Source organism: Pseudomonas sp. JC1203 (genome assembly GCF_056175065.1).
In genome coordinates, this window is sequence record NZ_JBWCAM010000003.1 from 431,959 (window position 1) to 447,320 (window position 15,362).

Here is a 15,362-nt window from a genome sequence, read left to right on the forward strand (position 1 = left end):
ATGTGTAGTGAAGGCCGAGAACCAAGGCCTTCACGCTTAAAGCGTACGAAACTGTTTCAGAAAAGCGTCAACCTCGGCGAGCGACCTGCGAGCGTCCTGGAACAGCTCCTGCAGCTCCTTGTCATCGCCCTCATATCGCCACAACAGGCGTCCAGCGTTATCCAGCAGGGCGATGCGCACGTTGGAGAGCCAGCTAAAGTTCTGTTCATCGACAAAATGCCTGAACCTGGCCTCATAGAGCGCTATGCGTTGCTGCCGATAGGAAGTAACGAGAAACAGGTTGATCATTTCATCCGAGTCTCCGCCAAACCACTCCGGTACTTCCTCGATGGACCACGCGATCGAGCGGCGTGAAGTTTCCTCGATAAGCTTCAGGATCAAATTGCCTGCCAACCTGTCTCTCATATACCACCCGCCGATCTATCTTTTACAAGGGTTTTGAGGTGAACCGAAAAGCCCTGCAACTTGTTATGAACATCCCAGGCGCGAGATGATGAGAATGCGTGATACTGTTTTTGCTTCCACCATAGGTAACCCGTCGTCCTGACGATGGTGTGCAACGCTTCGTCAGCACTGTTCTTCTGGAGGGGGTCCAACCTGGGCCGTATGTTTTGCAGATAAGCGACAGCCTGATGCATCAGAACATTCAACTCTTGTCTGCCAGCCTCACTTTCACCTTCAGCAGGGTCCCAGGCCCTTAGCACCGCGCGCATGTCCGTCATGAGCCCCGACAGTTCGAAAATCGCTTCAGGTACCCTGACCTTGTTTTTCAAACTGCTGCTTATTGATTCCGCGCACAACAAGATGCCCACCGTCAGGAAAAAACTGACGATGGTAAGCACCGTCCCTACTTTATCCGTCAACGCCCATAGCTTCCCTGCTTCCCACATTGTGCCGCCTCGAATCGAAACAACTGAGGGCCGGCATGATAGCCGCCGTGGCCTGACTGGACCTAGGCGCGAATTGTTACCAGCGATAATCTGGGGCCGTTGGGCCGAGACATAGAGTCGTGGCACCCGGACGCCGCCTGGCGGCAGCTGCTACAGTTGGTTCTTTTGCAGGTAGGCCGCTGACACACCATGCTGGATATGCTCATCGAGCTGTTGCAGGGCCTCAGCGCACTGGACGACCATGCGCACATGGAAGCCGCCCCCACCTGGATCCACCGGTATCGGACGCTGATCCGAGCGGCGTACGTGCTGTGCCTGGTGCCGGCGTGCGTGGTGGGGCTGGTGTGGCTGGTGGGTTGGCTGTGCACGCTGGGTGCCACGGGATGGAAGGTGCTGGGGGCGATCGCCGTGATCCAGCTGCTGGGCATACTGGCCCTGCTGCACCGCCGTCGATCCCCACCCCCGTAGCAGCGGCCGTCAGGCCGCGTCAGAACCGGGCGCAGCGCGGTGTGCCGGGACGCCGCCTGGCGGCAGCTGCTACAGTGGGCGCGCGTTTTTTCCTGGGGAATTGCTTCCTGCATGCTTGTTGTTGATCGCTTCACCACGTTTCCCGACCAGGCCCGCCGCGCCGTAGCGCTGGTGTGGAGCACCTCGCGCCCGCTGTTTGCCGGGCTGGTGCTGGCTACGCTGGCGGCGGGCATGCTGCCGGCGCTGGCGGCGTGGATTGGCCAGCGCATTGTCGATGCCGTGCTGGCGGCTATGCAGTTGCACGCCAGCAGCGGCCAGGCGCCGTTGTGGCCGGTGCTGCGCTATGTGCTGGCGGAGGCTGGCGTGCTGGGCCTGCTGGCGGCGGCGCAGCGTGGGCTGTCGGTGCAGCAGGCGCTGCTGCGGGTGCAACTGGGGCAGAAGGTCAACCTGCTGATCCTGGAAAAGGCGCAGACCCTGTCGCTGCTGCAGTTCGAGGACTCGGCCTTCTACGACAAGCTGGTGCGCGTGCGCCGCGACGCCTCCACCCGGCCGCTGGGGCTGGTGACCAAGGGCCTGGGGCTGGTGCAGAACCTGATCTCGCTGATCAGCTTCGCAGTGCTGCTGGTGCATTTCTCGCCCTGGGCCCTGGCGATTCTGGTGCTGGGCGCGCTGCCGGTGTTCTTTGCCGAGGCGCATTTTTCCGGTGACGCCTTCCGGCTGTTCAAGCGCCGCGCGCCCGAAACCCGTCAGCAGGGTTACCTCGAGGCGTTGCTGTCGCAGGAGGCGCACACCAAGGAGGTCAAGCTGTTCGGCCTGGCGCCGCTGTTGCTGCAGCGTTACCGCGACAACTTCACCCGCCTGTACGCCGAAGACCGCCGCCTGACCCTGCGCCGCGACGGCTGGGGCTTTGCCCTCGGCCTGCTGGGCACCGTGGCATTCTACCTGGCCTATGCCTGGGTGGTGCTGGACACCATCGACGGCCAGACCACCCTGGGCCAGATGACCATGTACCTGGTGCTGTTCAAGCAGGGCCAGAGCGCTATCAGCGCCAGCCTGGGCGCCATCGCCGGTCTGTACGAGGACGGCCTGTACCTGTCCGACCTGTACGAGTACCTGGGCCACCCGGTAGCGCCGGCGCGCGGCACGCTGAAGCAGGGCGTGGTGCCCGGCGATGGCCTGCGCTGCCAGCAGCTGGGGTTCCGCTACCCCGGTGCCAGCCGCGATACCCTCAGCGGCATCAACCTGCACCTGGCGCCGGGGCGCAGCCTGGCGCTGGTGGGCGAGAACGGCTCGGGCAAGACCACCCTGATCAAGCTGCTGACCCGCCTCTATACACCGGGCCAGGGGCGTATCCTGCTGGACGGCAGCGACCTGCAGGACTGGGACGAGCACGCCCTGCACCAACGCATCGGGGTGATTTTCCAGGACTACATCCGCTACCAGATGACCGTGGGCGAGAACCTGGGCGTGGGCGACGTGCGCGCCTTCGATGACCAGGGCCGCTGGCGCGATGCCGCGGCGCAAGGCATCGCCGCCGACTTCATCGAGCAGCTGCAGCACGGCTACGCCACCCAGCTGGGCCGCTGGTTCGTGGGCGGCCAGGAGCTGTCGGGCGGGCAATGGCAGAAGGTCGCGCTGTCACGCGCCTACATGCGCCGCGACGCGGACATTCTGATCCTCGACGAACCCACGGCCGCCCTGGATGCCAGCGCCGAGGCTGCGGTGTTCGAGCACTTCCGCGAGTATGCGCGCGGGCGCATGACGCTGCTGATCTCGCACCGCTTTTCCAGCGTGCGCAGCGCCGACCACATCATGGTGCTGGACCAGGGCCGGGTGCTGGAGGAAGGCAACCACCCGCAGTTGATGGCGGCGGGCGGGCGCTATGCGCAGCTGTTCGATTTGCAGGCGCAGGGCTACCGCTAGCCCCCGTTGCAATAAGGCCGCGTGATTGCTTCAATGACGCCCCCGCCCTTTGCCCAAGGCTTGTCATGATCGAACTGAACCAGGTCACCGCCTTCCAACAGGAAAACCGCGTGTTCGACCAGCTGTCGCTGCACATCGGCTACAACGAGCGCGTGGCCATCCTGGGCCCCAATGGCGCTGGCAAGAGCACGCTGCTCAAGCTGATCAACCGCGAACTCTACCCGGTGGAACGCGCCGGCAGCTTCCTGCGCCTGTTCGGTCATGAAACCTTCAACCTGTGGGATCTGCGCGCCAAGATCGGCTTCGTCTCCCAGGACATGCAGGAAGACTACACGCCCTACACCTCGGCGCTGGACGTGGTTATTTCCGGCTTCTTCGGCGCCATGGGCAGCCATGCGCACCTGCAACCCAACGCCGAGCAGGTGGCCCGCGCCCGTGAGCTGCTGGCCCAGCTGGGCATGCAGATCGACGAGCAACGCATGTTCCAGCGCTTGTCCACCGGGCAGAAACGCCGCCTGCTGCTGGCTCGCGCGCTGGTGCACAACCCGCGCGCGCTGATTCTCGACGAGCCCACTGCGGGCCTGGACATGGGCGCCAGCCTCAGCCTGCTGAGCCTGATGCGCGACTTCTGCCACGACGACCGGGCGATGATCATCACCACCCACCACATCGACGAGATCATCCCCGAGATCGAGCGCGTGGTGCTGATCAGCCAGGGCCGCATCATCGCCGACGGGCCCAAGGCCCAGGTGCTGACCAGCGAGCAGCTGTCGAACCTGTACCAGACCCAGCTGCAGGTCAGCGAACACGACGGCTGGTACCGCTGCTGGCACGGTTGAACCCTGCCCCCCATTCAAGGAGTTGCAATGCACACGTTGCCCATCACCGCCGTGCCGGAACTGGATTTCAACCTTGCAGGCGCTACCCAGCTGGGGCAGGCGCTGGCCGATGAATACCGTTCGGCGTCGCCATTCGCGCACATCGTGCTCGATGACTTTCTGCCCGACGAGCTGATCCAGCGCATCTGCGCCGAGTTCCCGGTGGAAGCTACCGCCAACGAGACCCTGTACGAGCGCGGCTACAAGGGCCAGCTCAAGCGCCAGATCAGCCCCAACGAATGCCCGCCCTATCTGCGGTCGGTGTTCGCGGTGTTCAACTCGGCGCCCATGCTCAGCTTCCTCGAACAGCTGACCGGCATCGAAGGGCTGATCCCCGACCCGTATTTCGTCGGTGGCGGCCTGCACGAGACCAAGGCGGGCGGCTTCCTGGGCGTGCACTCGGACTTCCGCCTGAACAAGAAGCTCAAGGTGCAGCGGCGCATCAACGCCATCATCTACCTCAACCCCGACTGGGAAGAGGCCTACGGCGGCCACCTGGAGCTGTGGGACAAGCCCATGCGCAACTGCCTGAAGAAGGTGCTGCCGGTGTACAACCGCTGCGTGATCTTCAACACCGACCCCGACAGCAACCACGGCCACCCCGAGCCGCTGACCTGCCCGCCGGACCGCTCGCGGCGCTCCATCGCGCTGTATTACTACACCGCCGACCTGCCCGCAGCCGACCCCAACCAGCGCCACAAGACCCACTACAAGCCACGCCCCAAGGACCTGTTGAGCCCCGGGTACTACATCAACAAGTTCTTCAAGAAGAAACGCTGACCACCCGGGGCGCCGGACGCCGCCTGCGGCAGCTGCTACAAGCGGCCGCCAGGCCGCGTCATGGCGACCGCAACTGCTACGCTTGCAGGCATCACAACAACAAGATGCCTGGCCATGAACATCCTCCACGACGAGCGCCTGGACGGTGCCCTGCCGCAGGTCGACAAACAGGGCCTGATCAACGCGCTGATCGGCGCCCTGCCCGACCTTGACCTGCTGTACCGCAGCGAAGACCTCAAGCCCTACGAATGCGACGGCCTCTCGGCCTACCGCACCACGCCGTTGCTGGTGGCCCTGCCCCGGCACCTGGACGAGGTGCAGACCATTCTGCGCATCTGCCACCAGCGCCACGTGCCGGTGGTGCCGCGTGGCGCCGGCACCGGCCTGTCCGGCGGCGCCCTGCCGCTGGCGCAGGGTGTGCTGCTGGTGCTGGCGCGCTTCAACCAGATCCTGCACATCGACCCGCAGGCACGCACCGCCCGGGTGCAGCCGGGGGTGCGCAACCTGGCGATTTCCCAGGCAGCAGCGCCGTTCGGCCTGTATTACGCGCCAGACCCCTCGTCGCAGATCGCCTGTTCCATCGGCGGCAACGTCGCCGAAAACGCCGGCGGCGTGCACTGCCTCAAGTACGGCCTCACCGTGCACAACCTGGTCAAGCTTGAGGTGCTGACCGTGGCAGGCGAGCCCCTGACCCTGGGCAGCGACGCCCTCGACAGCCCCGGCTTCGACCTGCTGGCGCTGTTCACCGGTTCCGAAGGCATGCTCGGCGTGGTCACCGAAGTGACCGTGCGCCTGCTGCCCAGGCCGCAGGTGGCCAAGGTGCTGCTGGCCGCCTTCGACTCGGTGGAAAACGCCGGGCGCGCCGTGGCCGATATCATTGCCGCCGGCATTATCCCCGGTGGCCTGGAGATGATGGACAACCTGGCCATCCGCGCCGCCGAGGACTTCATTCACGCCGGCTACCCGGTGGCCGCCGAGGCGATTCTGTTGTGCGAGCTGGACGGCGTGGAAGCCGACGTGCACGAAGACTGCGAGCGCGTGCGCCAAGTGCTGGGCGAGGCCGGCGCCACCGAGGTGCGCCAGGCCCTTGACGAGGCCGAACGCGTACGCTTCTGGGCTGGGCGCAAGAACGCCTTCCCCGCCGTGGGGCGCATTTCACCGGACTATTACTGCATGGACGGCACCATCCCGCGACGCGAACTGCCCGGGGTGCTCAAGGGCATCGCCGCGCTGTCGGCCGAATACGGCTTGCGCGTGGCCAACGTCTTCCACGCCGGCGACGGCAACATGCACCCGTTGATTCTGTTCGACGCCAACCAGGCCGGCGAGCTGGAGCGCGCCGAGGCGCTGGGCGGAAGGATTCTGGAAATGTGCGTGGCAGTAGGCGGCAGCATCACCGGCGAACACGGCGTGGGCCGCGAGAAAATCAACCAGATGTGCGCGCAGTTCAACGCCGACGAACTCACCGTGTTCCACGCCATCAAGGCCGCGTTCGACCCCAGCGGCCTGCTCAACCCCGGCAAGAACATCCCCACCCTGCACCGCTGCGCCGAATTCGGCGCCATGCACATTCACCACGGCCAGCTGCCGTTCCCGGACCTGGAGCGCTTCTGATGAGCCTGGACACGCTGCTGGACGCCGTGCACCAGGCCATCGCCAGCGCCACGCCGCTGCGCATCCGCGGCGGCGACAGCAAGGCGTTCCTTGGCCGGCCCACTGCGGGCACGCCGCTGGACACCCGCGGGCACCGGGGTATCGTCAGCTACGACCCAACCGAGTTGGTGGTCAGCGTGCGCGCAGGCACGCCGCTGAGCGAACTGAATGCCGCGCTGGCTGAAGCCGGGCAGATGCTGCCCTGCGAGCCGCCGGGCTTCGACGGCCAGGCCACGGTCGGCGGCATGGTCGCCGCCGGGCTTGCCGGGCCACGGCGGCCATGGAGCGGCGCGGTGCGCGATTTTGTCCTGGGCACGCGGGTGATCACCGGCACCGGCACGCACCTGCGCTTTGGCGGTGAGGTGATGAAGAACGTCGCCGGCTACGACCTCTCGCGCCTGCTGGCAGGCAGCTTCGGCAGCCTGGGGCTGCTCACCGAAGTGTCGCTGAAAGTGCTGCCAAAACCGCGCTGCAGCGCCAGCCTCACGCTCGACCTCAGCCCTGGCGAGGCGCTGCGACGCCTGACCGAATGGGGCCAACAGGCGCTGCCCATCAGCGGCGCCTGCCACGACGGCGAGGTACTGCACCTGCGCCTGGAAGGTGGCGAAGGCTCGGTGGCCGCAGCCCGCGAGCGGCTGGGCTGCAACGCCGCCGACGAACAGTTCTGGGCCGACCTGCGCGAGCAGCGCCTGCCGTTTTTCCGTGATCCACGACCGCTGTGGCGGCTGTCGTTGCCGTTCAACATCGGCCTGCTGGAGCTGCCAGGCACGCAGCTGCTGGATTGGGCCGGCGCCCAGCGCTGGCTGAAGTCCGATGCCGACGCGGTGCAGCTCCGCGCAACGGTCGGCGCCCTGGGCGGCCACGCCACCTGCTTCAGCAGCGGCGCCTGCGGCACACCGTTCCAGCCCCTGGCCCCGGCCCTGCTGCGCTACCACCAACAACTCAAGGCGCAGCTCGACCCCCACGGCATTTTCAACCCTGGCCGCCTGTACCCGGAGCTCTGACATGCAAACCCACCTCAGCGAACAGGCGCGCCTGCTGCCCCGCGCCGCCGAAGCGGAAAAGGTGCTGCGCAGCTGCGTGCACTGCGGCTTCTGCAACGCCACCTGCCCCACCTACCAGTTGCTGGGCGACGAGCTGGACGGCCCGCGCGGGCGCATCTACCTGATGAAGGAAATGCTCGAAGGCGCGCCCATCACCGCCGCCACCCAGACCCACCTGGACCGCTGCCTAAGCTGCCGCAACTGCGAGAGCACCTGCCCGTCGGGCGTGGAGTACCACACCCTGCTGGACATCGGCCGCGACTTCATCGAGCAGCAGGTGCCCCGCCCCCTGGGCGAACGCCTGCTGCGCAGCGGCCTGCGCGCCGTGGTGCCGCACCCCGGCCTGTTCACCGCCCTGACCCGCGCCGGCCAGGTGCTGCGGCCGTGGCTGCCCGGCGGCCTGCAGGCCAAGCTGCCGCGCACGGCCAGGCCTGCCGGCGTGCGCCCGGCCATCCGCCACCCACGGCGCATGCTGATTCTAGAAGGCTGCGTGCAGCCGGGTTTCTCGCCCAACACCAACGCCGCCACCGCGCGGGTACTCGACCGCCTGGGCATCAGCCTGATTCCTGCGCCCCACGCCGGTTGCTGCGGGGCCGTGGACTTCCACGGCAATGCCCAGCCTCGCGGCCTGGACCGCGCGCGGCGCAACATCGATGCCTGGTGGCCGGCGGTGCAGGCCGGGGTCGAAGCCATCGTGCAGACGGCCAGCGGCTGCGGCGCGTTCGTCAAGGAGTACGCCGTATTGCTCAAGGATGATCCGCACTACGCCGACAAGGCCCGGCGCGTCAGTGCCCTGGCGCAGGACCTGGTGGAGGTGCTGCGTGATGAACCGCTGCACGAATTGGCGGTGCGCAGCGAGCTGCGCCTGGCTTTCCACTGCCCGTGCACCCTGCAGCACGCGCAGAAACTGGGCGGCGCGGTGGAAGGCGTGCTGACGCGCCTGGGCTTCAGCCTCAGCGCGGTGCCCGATGGCCACCTGTGCTGCGGCTCGGCGGGCACCTATTCGCTGACGCAGCCGGCGCTGGCCCGGCAGTTGCGCGACAACCGCCTGGGCGCGCTGGAAAGCGGCCACCCGGACGTCATTGTCACCGCCAACATCGGCTGCCAGGCGCACCTGGACAGCGCCGGCCGCACCCCCGTGCGGCACTGGATAGAAATCATCGACGAAGCCCTGCCCACAACCACTAACGCGTAGCCGCTGCCGCGGCCGCTGCTACGCGGATGTGGGCGCCCCGGGGACCGGCACGCCGGGCGCTTTCTCGGGGCGTGTGCCCCACAACGACGCCAGCACAATCAATACCCCGCCCGCCCACGCCATCATCGTCAGTTGTTCATTGAGCCACAGCACCGCGAAGCAGGCGCCGAACAGCGGTTCGGTGCCCATCAGCAGCGAGGCGCGGCTGGGGCTGGTGTGGCCCAGGGCCGATATCTGCGCAAAGAACGCGAACAGCGTGCAGAACAGCACCAGGTACACCGTTGCGCCCCAGAACGACCAGGTGCTGGGCAGCGGCGGGATGGCGCCGGTGGTCAGCACCAGCAACAACAGGCAGCCAAAGCCCACCACGCCGACTTCCACCGCCGTCAGCGCCAGTGCCGGGATGTCCTTGTTCACCAGCAATTTGCGCGTGCTGCACACCATGAACGCGCGCAGCAACGCGGCCAGCAGCATCAGCCAGTCACCCGCGTTCAAGCTGATGCTGGCGCCGCCGGTCAGCAGCAACGCGCCCAGCAACGACAGGCCGGCACAGGCAAACGCCTGGGCGCTGGGCCGGCGCTTGAACATCGCCCATTCCACCAGCGGCGTCAGCACCACGCACAGGCTGATCAGGAACGCAGCGTTGCTGGCCGTGGTGTGCGCCACGCCGAAGGTCTCGGCGAGAAAAATGGCCCACAGCAACACGCCCAGCAGCAGCCCCGGTTTCAGCGCCACGCGCCAGTGCTGGCGCAGCCAGGGCGTCAGCAGCACGAAGGTGAGAATGAAGCGCACACACAGGAAACCCAGCACCGGGTAAAACACCAGCGCACTCTTGGCCACGCCATAACTGGTGCCCCAGATCAGCGCCACCAACAACAGCATCCATTCACTCATTCGGCTTTTCGATAACGGCATGGCCCACAACCTTGGTCTAAGCGGCTGGACATTCCAGCGCGGCCTGCGGATTATCGTCGGGCGCCCGCCGGGCGATTAGCCCCCTCACCAGGACAACAGTTGTGCGCCACGAGAATGAATCCACCAACCGGCTGATGCCACTGATGTCCGTGTTCGCCAAGGTGGTGGAACTGGGCAGCTTCTCGGCAGCCGCCGAACACCTTGGCCTGACCGCCTCTGCCGTGAGCCGCCAGGTGGCGGCGCTGGAACAGGCCCTGAGCGTGAAACTGCTGGAGCGCACCACCCGCAAGCTGCGCGTCACCGAAGTGGGCAACGAGGTCTATGCCCGCTGCCGCGAGGTGGTGCACGCGGCGCGTGGCGTGCAGGAAATCGCCGAGCGCTTCGTCAGCAGCCCCCAGGGCCTGGTCAAGCTGAGCGCGCCCAAGGCTCTGGGGCGGCAGATCATCAGCCCGCTGCTGCCCGGCTTCCTGCAGCGCTACCCGCAGGTGGACGTGCAACTGTTGCTCAGCGACCAGCCCAGCGACCTGATGGCCGACGACCTCGACCTGCTGGTGCGCATCACCGACGCGCCGCCGCCAGGCCTGGCCGCGCGGCCGCTGATGGAGGTGCACCAGCAACTGTGCGCCAGCCCACAGTACCTGGCGCAAGCCGGCATTGCGCAGCACCCCGACGAGTTGGCCGGGCACAGCTGCATCTACCTGGGCGAAACCCCGGGGGACAGCCGCTGGCAGCTGCGCCACCGTGACAGCGGCGAAAAGGTGCTGGTCAACGTCAGCGGGCGCCTGGCCAGTAACCACAGCGAAGTGCGCCTGGACGCCGTGCTGGCCGACCTTGGCATCGGCTGCCTGCCGTACTTCACCGCCGCCAGGGCCCTGGCCGAAGGCCGTGTGGTGGAAGTGCTGCCGCAGTGGCGCTACGAGACCACCTACCACGGCACCGCCTGGCTGCTGTACCCGCCCAACCGTTACCTGCCACCCAAGTGCCGCGTGCTGATCGACTACCTGGTCGCCCACCTCCCCGCGCAGACCTCGTAGCAGCTGCCGCCAGGCGGCGTCCGGCCGTTACGCGGTCGCTGTCGCCGTGGCAACAGCCCATCCACAAACTGCCCCCCAGCCCACCTCGCCACCCCGCGCAAACCCGCAGAAACCGCTCTAGCCCGGCTGGTACGGCATTTGCTGTAGCACCTGCGAGCCAGACTATTCACATAGATGCTCCTCACAGACTATGGACTCTCAGGGGTATTGCACTTGACCATGAACCACCCGGCGCGCACGCGCGCCTTCGCCCGCCTGCCACTGGCCGCGGCCATCACGCTGGCCATCCTTGCCAACCCCGCCCACGCCGATGACACCACCCCAAGCCTTGGCACCGTGGAAGTCACCGGCCATGCCCAGACCGACGCCCAGGCCGACAAGGCGCGCTTGAACAAGGTGGCCGGCGCCACCAGCGTGGTCGACAACAAGGAGGTGGAAAAAGGCCGCGCCGCCACCGCCGAGGATGTGCTGGCCTACCAGCCGGGGGTGTACGCCCAGGCCACCAGCGGCCAGAGCGCCGCGAAGATATCCATTCGCGGCTCGGGCCTCGACAGTTTCTACGGCGGCTATGCGCTGGGCATCAAGTACCTGTACGACGGCATCCCCATCACCGGCCCCGGCGGCACCCAGGAGGACCTGCTGGACATGGCCGCCGTCGACCACACCGAGGTACTGTCGGGCGCCAACGCCTTCGAGTACAGCGCGCTGAACCTGGGCGGCGCCATCAACATGGTGACCCACACCGGCTACACCTCGCCGGGCAACTACGTACGGCTGGAAGGCGGCAGCTTCGGCTACAAGAAGGAACAGCTGAGCACCGGCGGCGTGGTCGGCGACAGCGACTACTACCTGTCGGTACTGCACAACGAACGGCGCGGCTACCAGGACGACTCGCCCAACCACGGCAACGACGTGATCGCCAACTTCGGCCACGTGTTCAACGACAAGCTGGAGACCCGCGTGACCTTCCGCTACCGCGACGAGGTCAACACCAACGCCAGCCCCCTCACCCTCTACCAGATCAAGCACGACCCCACCGCCAACAACTACCGCTGGGTGCGCAAGAAGCCCGGCACCACCTTGCTGGGCAGCACCACCACCTACACCTTCGACGACAACTCCAAGCTGGAAGTGGGCCTGGGCTACCACCACTACACCCTCACCGACGGCCTGCACTACTACGCCAACCCCGGCCAGTGGGACTCCACCGACCTCTCCACCTCGGTGCGCTACCTGCGCAAGGGCGACAGCCTGTTCGGCCTGCCCAGCGATACCACCCTGAGCTTCAGCAACACCACGCTGATGCCCGGTAACGAGAAGGTCCGCGACCCCAACACCTGGGCGCTGGTGCAGAAGTACGACTTCGCCAGCTCGCGCGACACGGTGTTCTCGCTGGGCAACGAACTGCAGCTCACCGACCGCACCTGGCTGACCACCGGCCTGTCGCTGGCTAACACCAAGCGCGACGTGCGCAGCACCTATTCCACCAACGCCAACACCAGCGAATTCCCCAGCGCGGTGGACTACGACGACTGGAACCTGGCCCCGCGCATCGGCTTCCGCTACGCGCTCGCGCCGGGCCTGCAGGTGTACGGCAACGTCAGCCGCTCCATCGACCCGCCGGTGACCTGGTACTACTCCACAGGGCCGGTATCCAACCCCTACGTCACCCCGTTGCACGCGCAGAAGGCCAACACCGTGGAGCTGGGCATCCGCGGTAGCCAGGGCATTTTCGACGGCAGCCTGACGGTGTACCGCTCCTGGGTGCAAGGCGAGCTGCTGTCGGCGGTGATCGCCGAAGCCACCGCCACCTCCAACCAGGTGATCTCCGATACCAACGCCTCGGGCACCATCCACCAGGGCGTGGAGCTGGGGCTGAACACCCGCTTGTGGACCGGCAGCCACGGCGCCAGCGTCAACTGGCGCCAGGCATTCACGGTGAACGACTTCTACTTCCGCAACGACCCCACCTTCGGCCACAACCAGCTGCCCGGCCTGCCCCGCCAGGTGTACCAGGCCGCCCTGCAGTACCAGCACCCCAGCGGCTTCTATGGCGAGCTGAACATGAACCATGCCTCCAGCTACTACGCCGACTTCGCCAACACCGTGAAGGCTCCCGAATACACCATCTTCGGCGCCAAGGTCGGCTACCAGGCCCCGGGCCAGCGCTGGAACGTGTTCCTCGACGCCCGCAACCTCACCGACAAGCACTACGTCACCGCCACCCAGAGCACCTACGACCTCAAGGGCGTGGACTCGGCGAACTTCTACGTCGGCGACGGCTTCGGCGTGACCACGGGGGTCTCCTACCGGTTCTGACCTCACAACGCCGCCCTATCCGGCCATGGCACGTTGCAACAGATGTAGGAGCCGGCCTTGGCCGCGATAGGCCGCGCGGGCGGCCGGTGGTGGCCATGATTGAATCCCGCGGCAGGCGCATGAGGTTTAATGCACTCTGGTTCTATGCAAGTAGCACAATATGATTATTCGCACATAACCAGACTTGCTAAGGTGCGGCCATCAGCACTGCCGGTCGCACCTTATGCCTGCCTACCTCGACGCCGCCCACCAGCGGCATATCAACCACCTGCTTGCCACCCGGACCGCCCGCAGCGACTGGCCTACCTGGCTGCTGTTGCTGGGCACCTGGGCCGGCTGGTTCGGCCTGGTGCACGCCAGCCCACACCTGGGCCAGGGCGTGACACTGCTGTTGCTGGTGCCGCTGATCACCCTGTGGATGTCACTGCAGCACGAACTGCTGCACGGCCACCCAACCCGCTGGCCGCAGCTGAACAAGTTGCTGGGCTACGCGCCCATCGCCATCTGGTACCCCTACACCCTGTACCGCGACGACCACCTGCGCCACCACCGCGACAGCGAACTGACCCGCCCCGACCTGGACCCTGAAAGCCGTTACCTGGGCGACCACGCCTGGGACCGCAGCAGCCATGCCGAGCGGTGCCTGCACTGGCTGAACAAGACCCTGTGCGGGCGCCTGCTGGTGGGGCCGGTACTGGCGTTGGTCAGCCTGGTGCGTGGCCAACTGGCACGCCTGCGCCGCGGCGAAGGCTGGGGCATGTGGCTGTGCCATGGCGCCTGGGTGACGGTGCTGCTGGCCTACGTACATGGCCAGGGCCTGTCGATTGGCACCTACCTGCTGGCCAGCGTGCTGGCGTTGGCACTGTCCATGGTGCGCTCCTACTACGAGCACCGCCCTGCCGCCGCGCCGGAGCAGCGCTCGGTACTCAACGAAGCCGGCTGGCCGTGGCGCTGGCTGTTCCTCAACCTCAACCTGCACCTGGTGCACCATGACCTGCCGGGGCTGCCCTGGTACTACCTGCCCCGGGTGTACGCCGCGCGCCGCGACGACTGGCTGCACCGCAGTGGCCAGTTCCTGGTGAGCGGCTATGGTGAACTGTTCCGCCGCCACGGCTTGCGCCCCATCGACAGCCCGCGGCACCCCTGGCATTCAGGAGCCCAGCCGTGACCGTCGCGCAAATCGCCGAACTGCCCATGTACGTGGCGCCCGCCGCCGTGCGCGAAGCCAGCGAACAATGGCTGGCGCTGACCTTGCAACTGCTGGGCGTTGGCGCGCGCGAGCGCTTCGCCGGCGACCTGTATGACCTGTGGCTGCACCCGCGGTTGCTGCTGGCGCAGACCTGCGGCTACCCGCTGCGAACCCGCCTGGGTGAACAGGTGCAGGTCATCGGCCGCCCCTGCTTCGACCTGCCTGATGCCCGCGATGGCATGCACTGCAGCCTGTTGGTGGTGCGCCGCGACGACCCCCGCCACGCGCTTGAGCAATGGCGTGGCAGCCATGTGGCGCTGAACAGCCGCGACTCCAACAGCGGCACGCACTTGCTGTACGACACCCTCGAAGCCCTGGCCCCGCGCGGGCAGTTCTTCGGCCGTGAAAGCCTGAGCGGCAGCCACCGGCAAAGCCTGGCCTGGGTGGCGACCGGCAAGGCCGACCTGGCGGCCATCGACAGCGTGACCTTCGCCTACCTGCCTGCCGAGGAGGTGGCCGGCGTGCGTATTCTTGGGCGTACGCGGCAGAGCCCGACCCTGCCTTACATTACTCGGGCGGTGGGTGTGGAGGTTGAAAGCGTGCGTGCTGCGATGAATGAGGCGTTGTTGGCGTTTCGTGGGGTGCTGGGGATTAGGACGGTGATGCGGGCGACGCTTGCCGATTACCAAGCGCCGTAGCGCGGGCGCGCGCTGATGGTCACGGATTTGGTTTCCCGCTTCGGCGATTTCGAATATATCCATTTTCGCGGCGCGACCACCGACCGTTTCGGCCTTACGCCGACTCACTTTTTTTCAGACGCCAAAAAAAGTAAGCAAAAAACGCTTGCCCCTGCTTGGGCCCTACGCTGCGCTACGGGTCCCCTCCTTCCGGCGCGGGCGCTTTACGGGGCATACAATCAAGATCAACAGCTAGATCACAAGCCACGTCAAAAGCCACGTCAAAAGCCAGATCACACCCGGTTTACCGGGGGACGGCTGGATTTCAACTGCGGTTTGCCACCGCGTCTGTACGCTAACGCACAGACCTCGTCACCCCACCCGCCCACACTGAAATC

Annotated in this window: 14 protein-coding genes; 11 read left to right on the top strand and 3 right to left on the bottom strand. The window is 66.4% G+C overall.

Annotated elements, in window-relative coordinates; translation table 11 throughout:
* Nucleotides 1-36: 36 nt before the first annotated feature.
* Nucleotides 37-393 carry a hypothetical protein gene (locus AC0SZ7_RS07350; RefSeq protein WP_475503763.1) on the bottom strand — a complete coding sequence of 119 codons (357 nt, stop codon included), beginning with the start codon at nucleotides 391-393 and terminating at the stop codon, nucleotides 37-39.
* 8 nt (nucleotides 394-401) lie between these two features.
* Nucleotides 402-890, bottom strand: coding sequence for a hypothetical protein (locus tag AC0SZ7_RS07355; protein ID WP_475503764.1), 489 nt, complete (start codon nucleotides 888-890; stop codon nucleotides 402-404).
* 189 nt (nucleotides 891-1,079) lie between these two features.
* Between AC0SZ7_RS07355 and AC0SZ7_RS07360 the strand changes: the two genes are divergently transcribed.
* The 7 genes from AC0SZ7_RS07360 to glcF all read left to right on the top strand — a co-directional run bounded on the left by AC0SZ7_RS07360 (nucleotide 1,080) and on the right by glcF (nucleotide 8,830).
* The gene (locus AC0SZ7_RS07360; RefSeq protein ID WP_475503765.1) at nucleotides 1,080-1,358 is read left to right on the top strand and encodes a hypothetical protein; all 279 of its coding nucleotides are present in this window, start codon (nucleotides 1,080-1,082) and stop codon (nucleotides 1,356-1,358) included.
* A 111-nt stretch (nucleotides 1,359-1,469) separates the two neighbouring features.
* The gene (locus tag AC0SZ7_RS07365) at nucleotides 1,470-3,281 is read left to right on the top strand and encodes an ABC transporter ATP-binding protein (protein WP_475503766.1); all 1,812 of its coding nucleotides are present in this window, start codon (nucleotides 1,470-1,472) and stop codon (nucleotides 3,279-3,281) included.
* Between the two features lie 65 nt (nucleotides 3,282-3,346).
* Complete coding sequence (locus AC0SZ7_RS07370) at nucleotides 3,347-4,120, top strand: ABC transporter ATP-binding protein (RefSeq protein WP_475503767.1); 774 nt, start codon at nucleotides 3,347-3,349, stop codon at nucleotides 4,118-4,120.
* A 27-nt stretch (nucleotides 4,121-4,147) separates the two neighbouring features.
* A complete protein-coding gene (locus AC0SZ7_RS07375) occupies nucleotides 4,148-4,939 on the top strand; it encodes a 2OG-Fe(II) oxygenase (RefSeq protein ID WP_475503768.1) in 792 nt (263 codons plus the stop codon).
* Nucleotides 4,940-5,053: 114 nt separating this feature from the next.
* Nucleotides 5,054-6,553 carry a glycolate oxidase subunit GlcD gene (gene glcD, locus AC0SZ7_RS07380; protein WP_475503769.1) on the top strand — a complete coding sequence of 500 codons (1,500 nt, stop codon included), beginning with the start codon at nucleotides 5,054-5,056 and terminating at the stop codon, nucleotides 6,551-6,553.
* Complete coding sequence (gene glcE, locus AC0SZ7_RS07385) at nucleotides 6,553-7,596, top strand: glycolate oxidase subunit GlcE (protein ID WP_475503770.1); 1,044 nt, start codon at nucleotides 6,553-6,555, stop codon at nucleotides 7,594-7,596. Before glcD ends, glcE begins: the two co-directional genes overlap by 1 nt.
* 1 nt (nucleotide 7,597) lies before the next feature.
* Nucleotides 7,598-8,830 (top strand): glycolate oxidase subunit GlcF, encoded by a 1,233-nt coding sequence (glcF, locus tag AC0SZ7_RS07390; protein WP_475503771.1) that lies wholly within the window; start codon nucleotides 7,598-7,600, stop codon nucleotides 8,828-8,830.
* 18 nt (nucleotides 8,831-8,848) lie between these two features.
* Here glcF and AC0SZ7_RS07395 read toward each other — a convergent pair whose 3' ends face one another.
* On the bottom strand, nucleotides 8,849-9,724 hold the full coding sequence (locus tag AC0SZ7_RS07395) for a DMT family transporter (protein ID WP_475503772.1): 876 nt from the start codon (nucleotides 9,722-9,724) through the stop codon (nucleotides 8,849-8,851).
* A gap of 155 nt (nucleotides 9,725-9,879) precedes the next feature.
* On the opposite strand from AC0SZ7_RS07395, the gene AC0SZ7_RS07400 reads away from it, so the two are divergent.
* The 4 genes from AC0SZ7_RS07400 (at nucleotide 9,880) to AC0SZ7_RS07415 (ending at nucleotide 14,985) form a co-directional block, all read left to right on the top strand.
* Entirely contained in the window at nucleotides 9,880-10,779 is a 900-nt protein-coding gene (locus AC0SZ7_RS07400; RefSeq protein WP_475503788.1) for a LysR family transcriptional regulator, read from the top strand.
* Between the two features lie 219 nt (nucleotides 10,780-10,998).
* On the top strand, nucleotides 10,999-13,098 hold the full coding sequence (locus AC0SZ7_RS07405; RefSeq protein ID WP_475503789.1) for a TonB-dependent receptor family protein: 2,100 nt from the start codon (nucleotides 10,999-11,001) through the stop codon (nucleotides 13,096-13,098).
* A 223-nt stretch (nucleotides 13,099-13,321) separates the two neighbouring features.
* A complete protein-coding gene (locus tag AC0SZ7_RS07410) occupies nucleotides 13,322-14,266 on the top strand; it encodes a fatty acid desaturase (RefSeq protein ID WP_475503773.1) in 945 nt (314 codons plus the stop codon).
* A gap of 26 nt (nucleotides 14,267-14,292) precedes the next feature.
* Nucleotides 14,293-14,985 (top strand): phosphate/phosphite/phosphonate ABC transporter substrate-binding protein, encoded by a 693-nt coding sequence (locus tag AC0SZ7_RS07415; protein ID WP_475503790.1) that lies wholly within the window; start codon nucleotides 14,293-14,295, stop codon nucleotides 14,983-14,985.
* Nucleotides 14,986-15,362 lie beyond the last annotated feature (377 nt).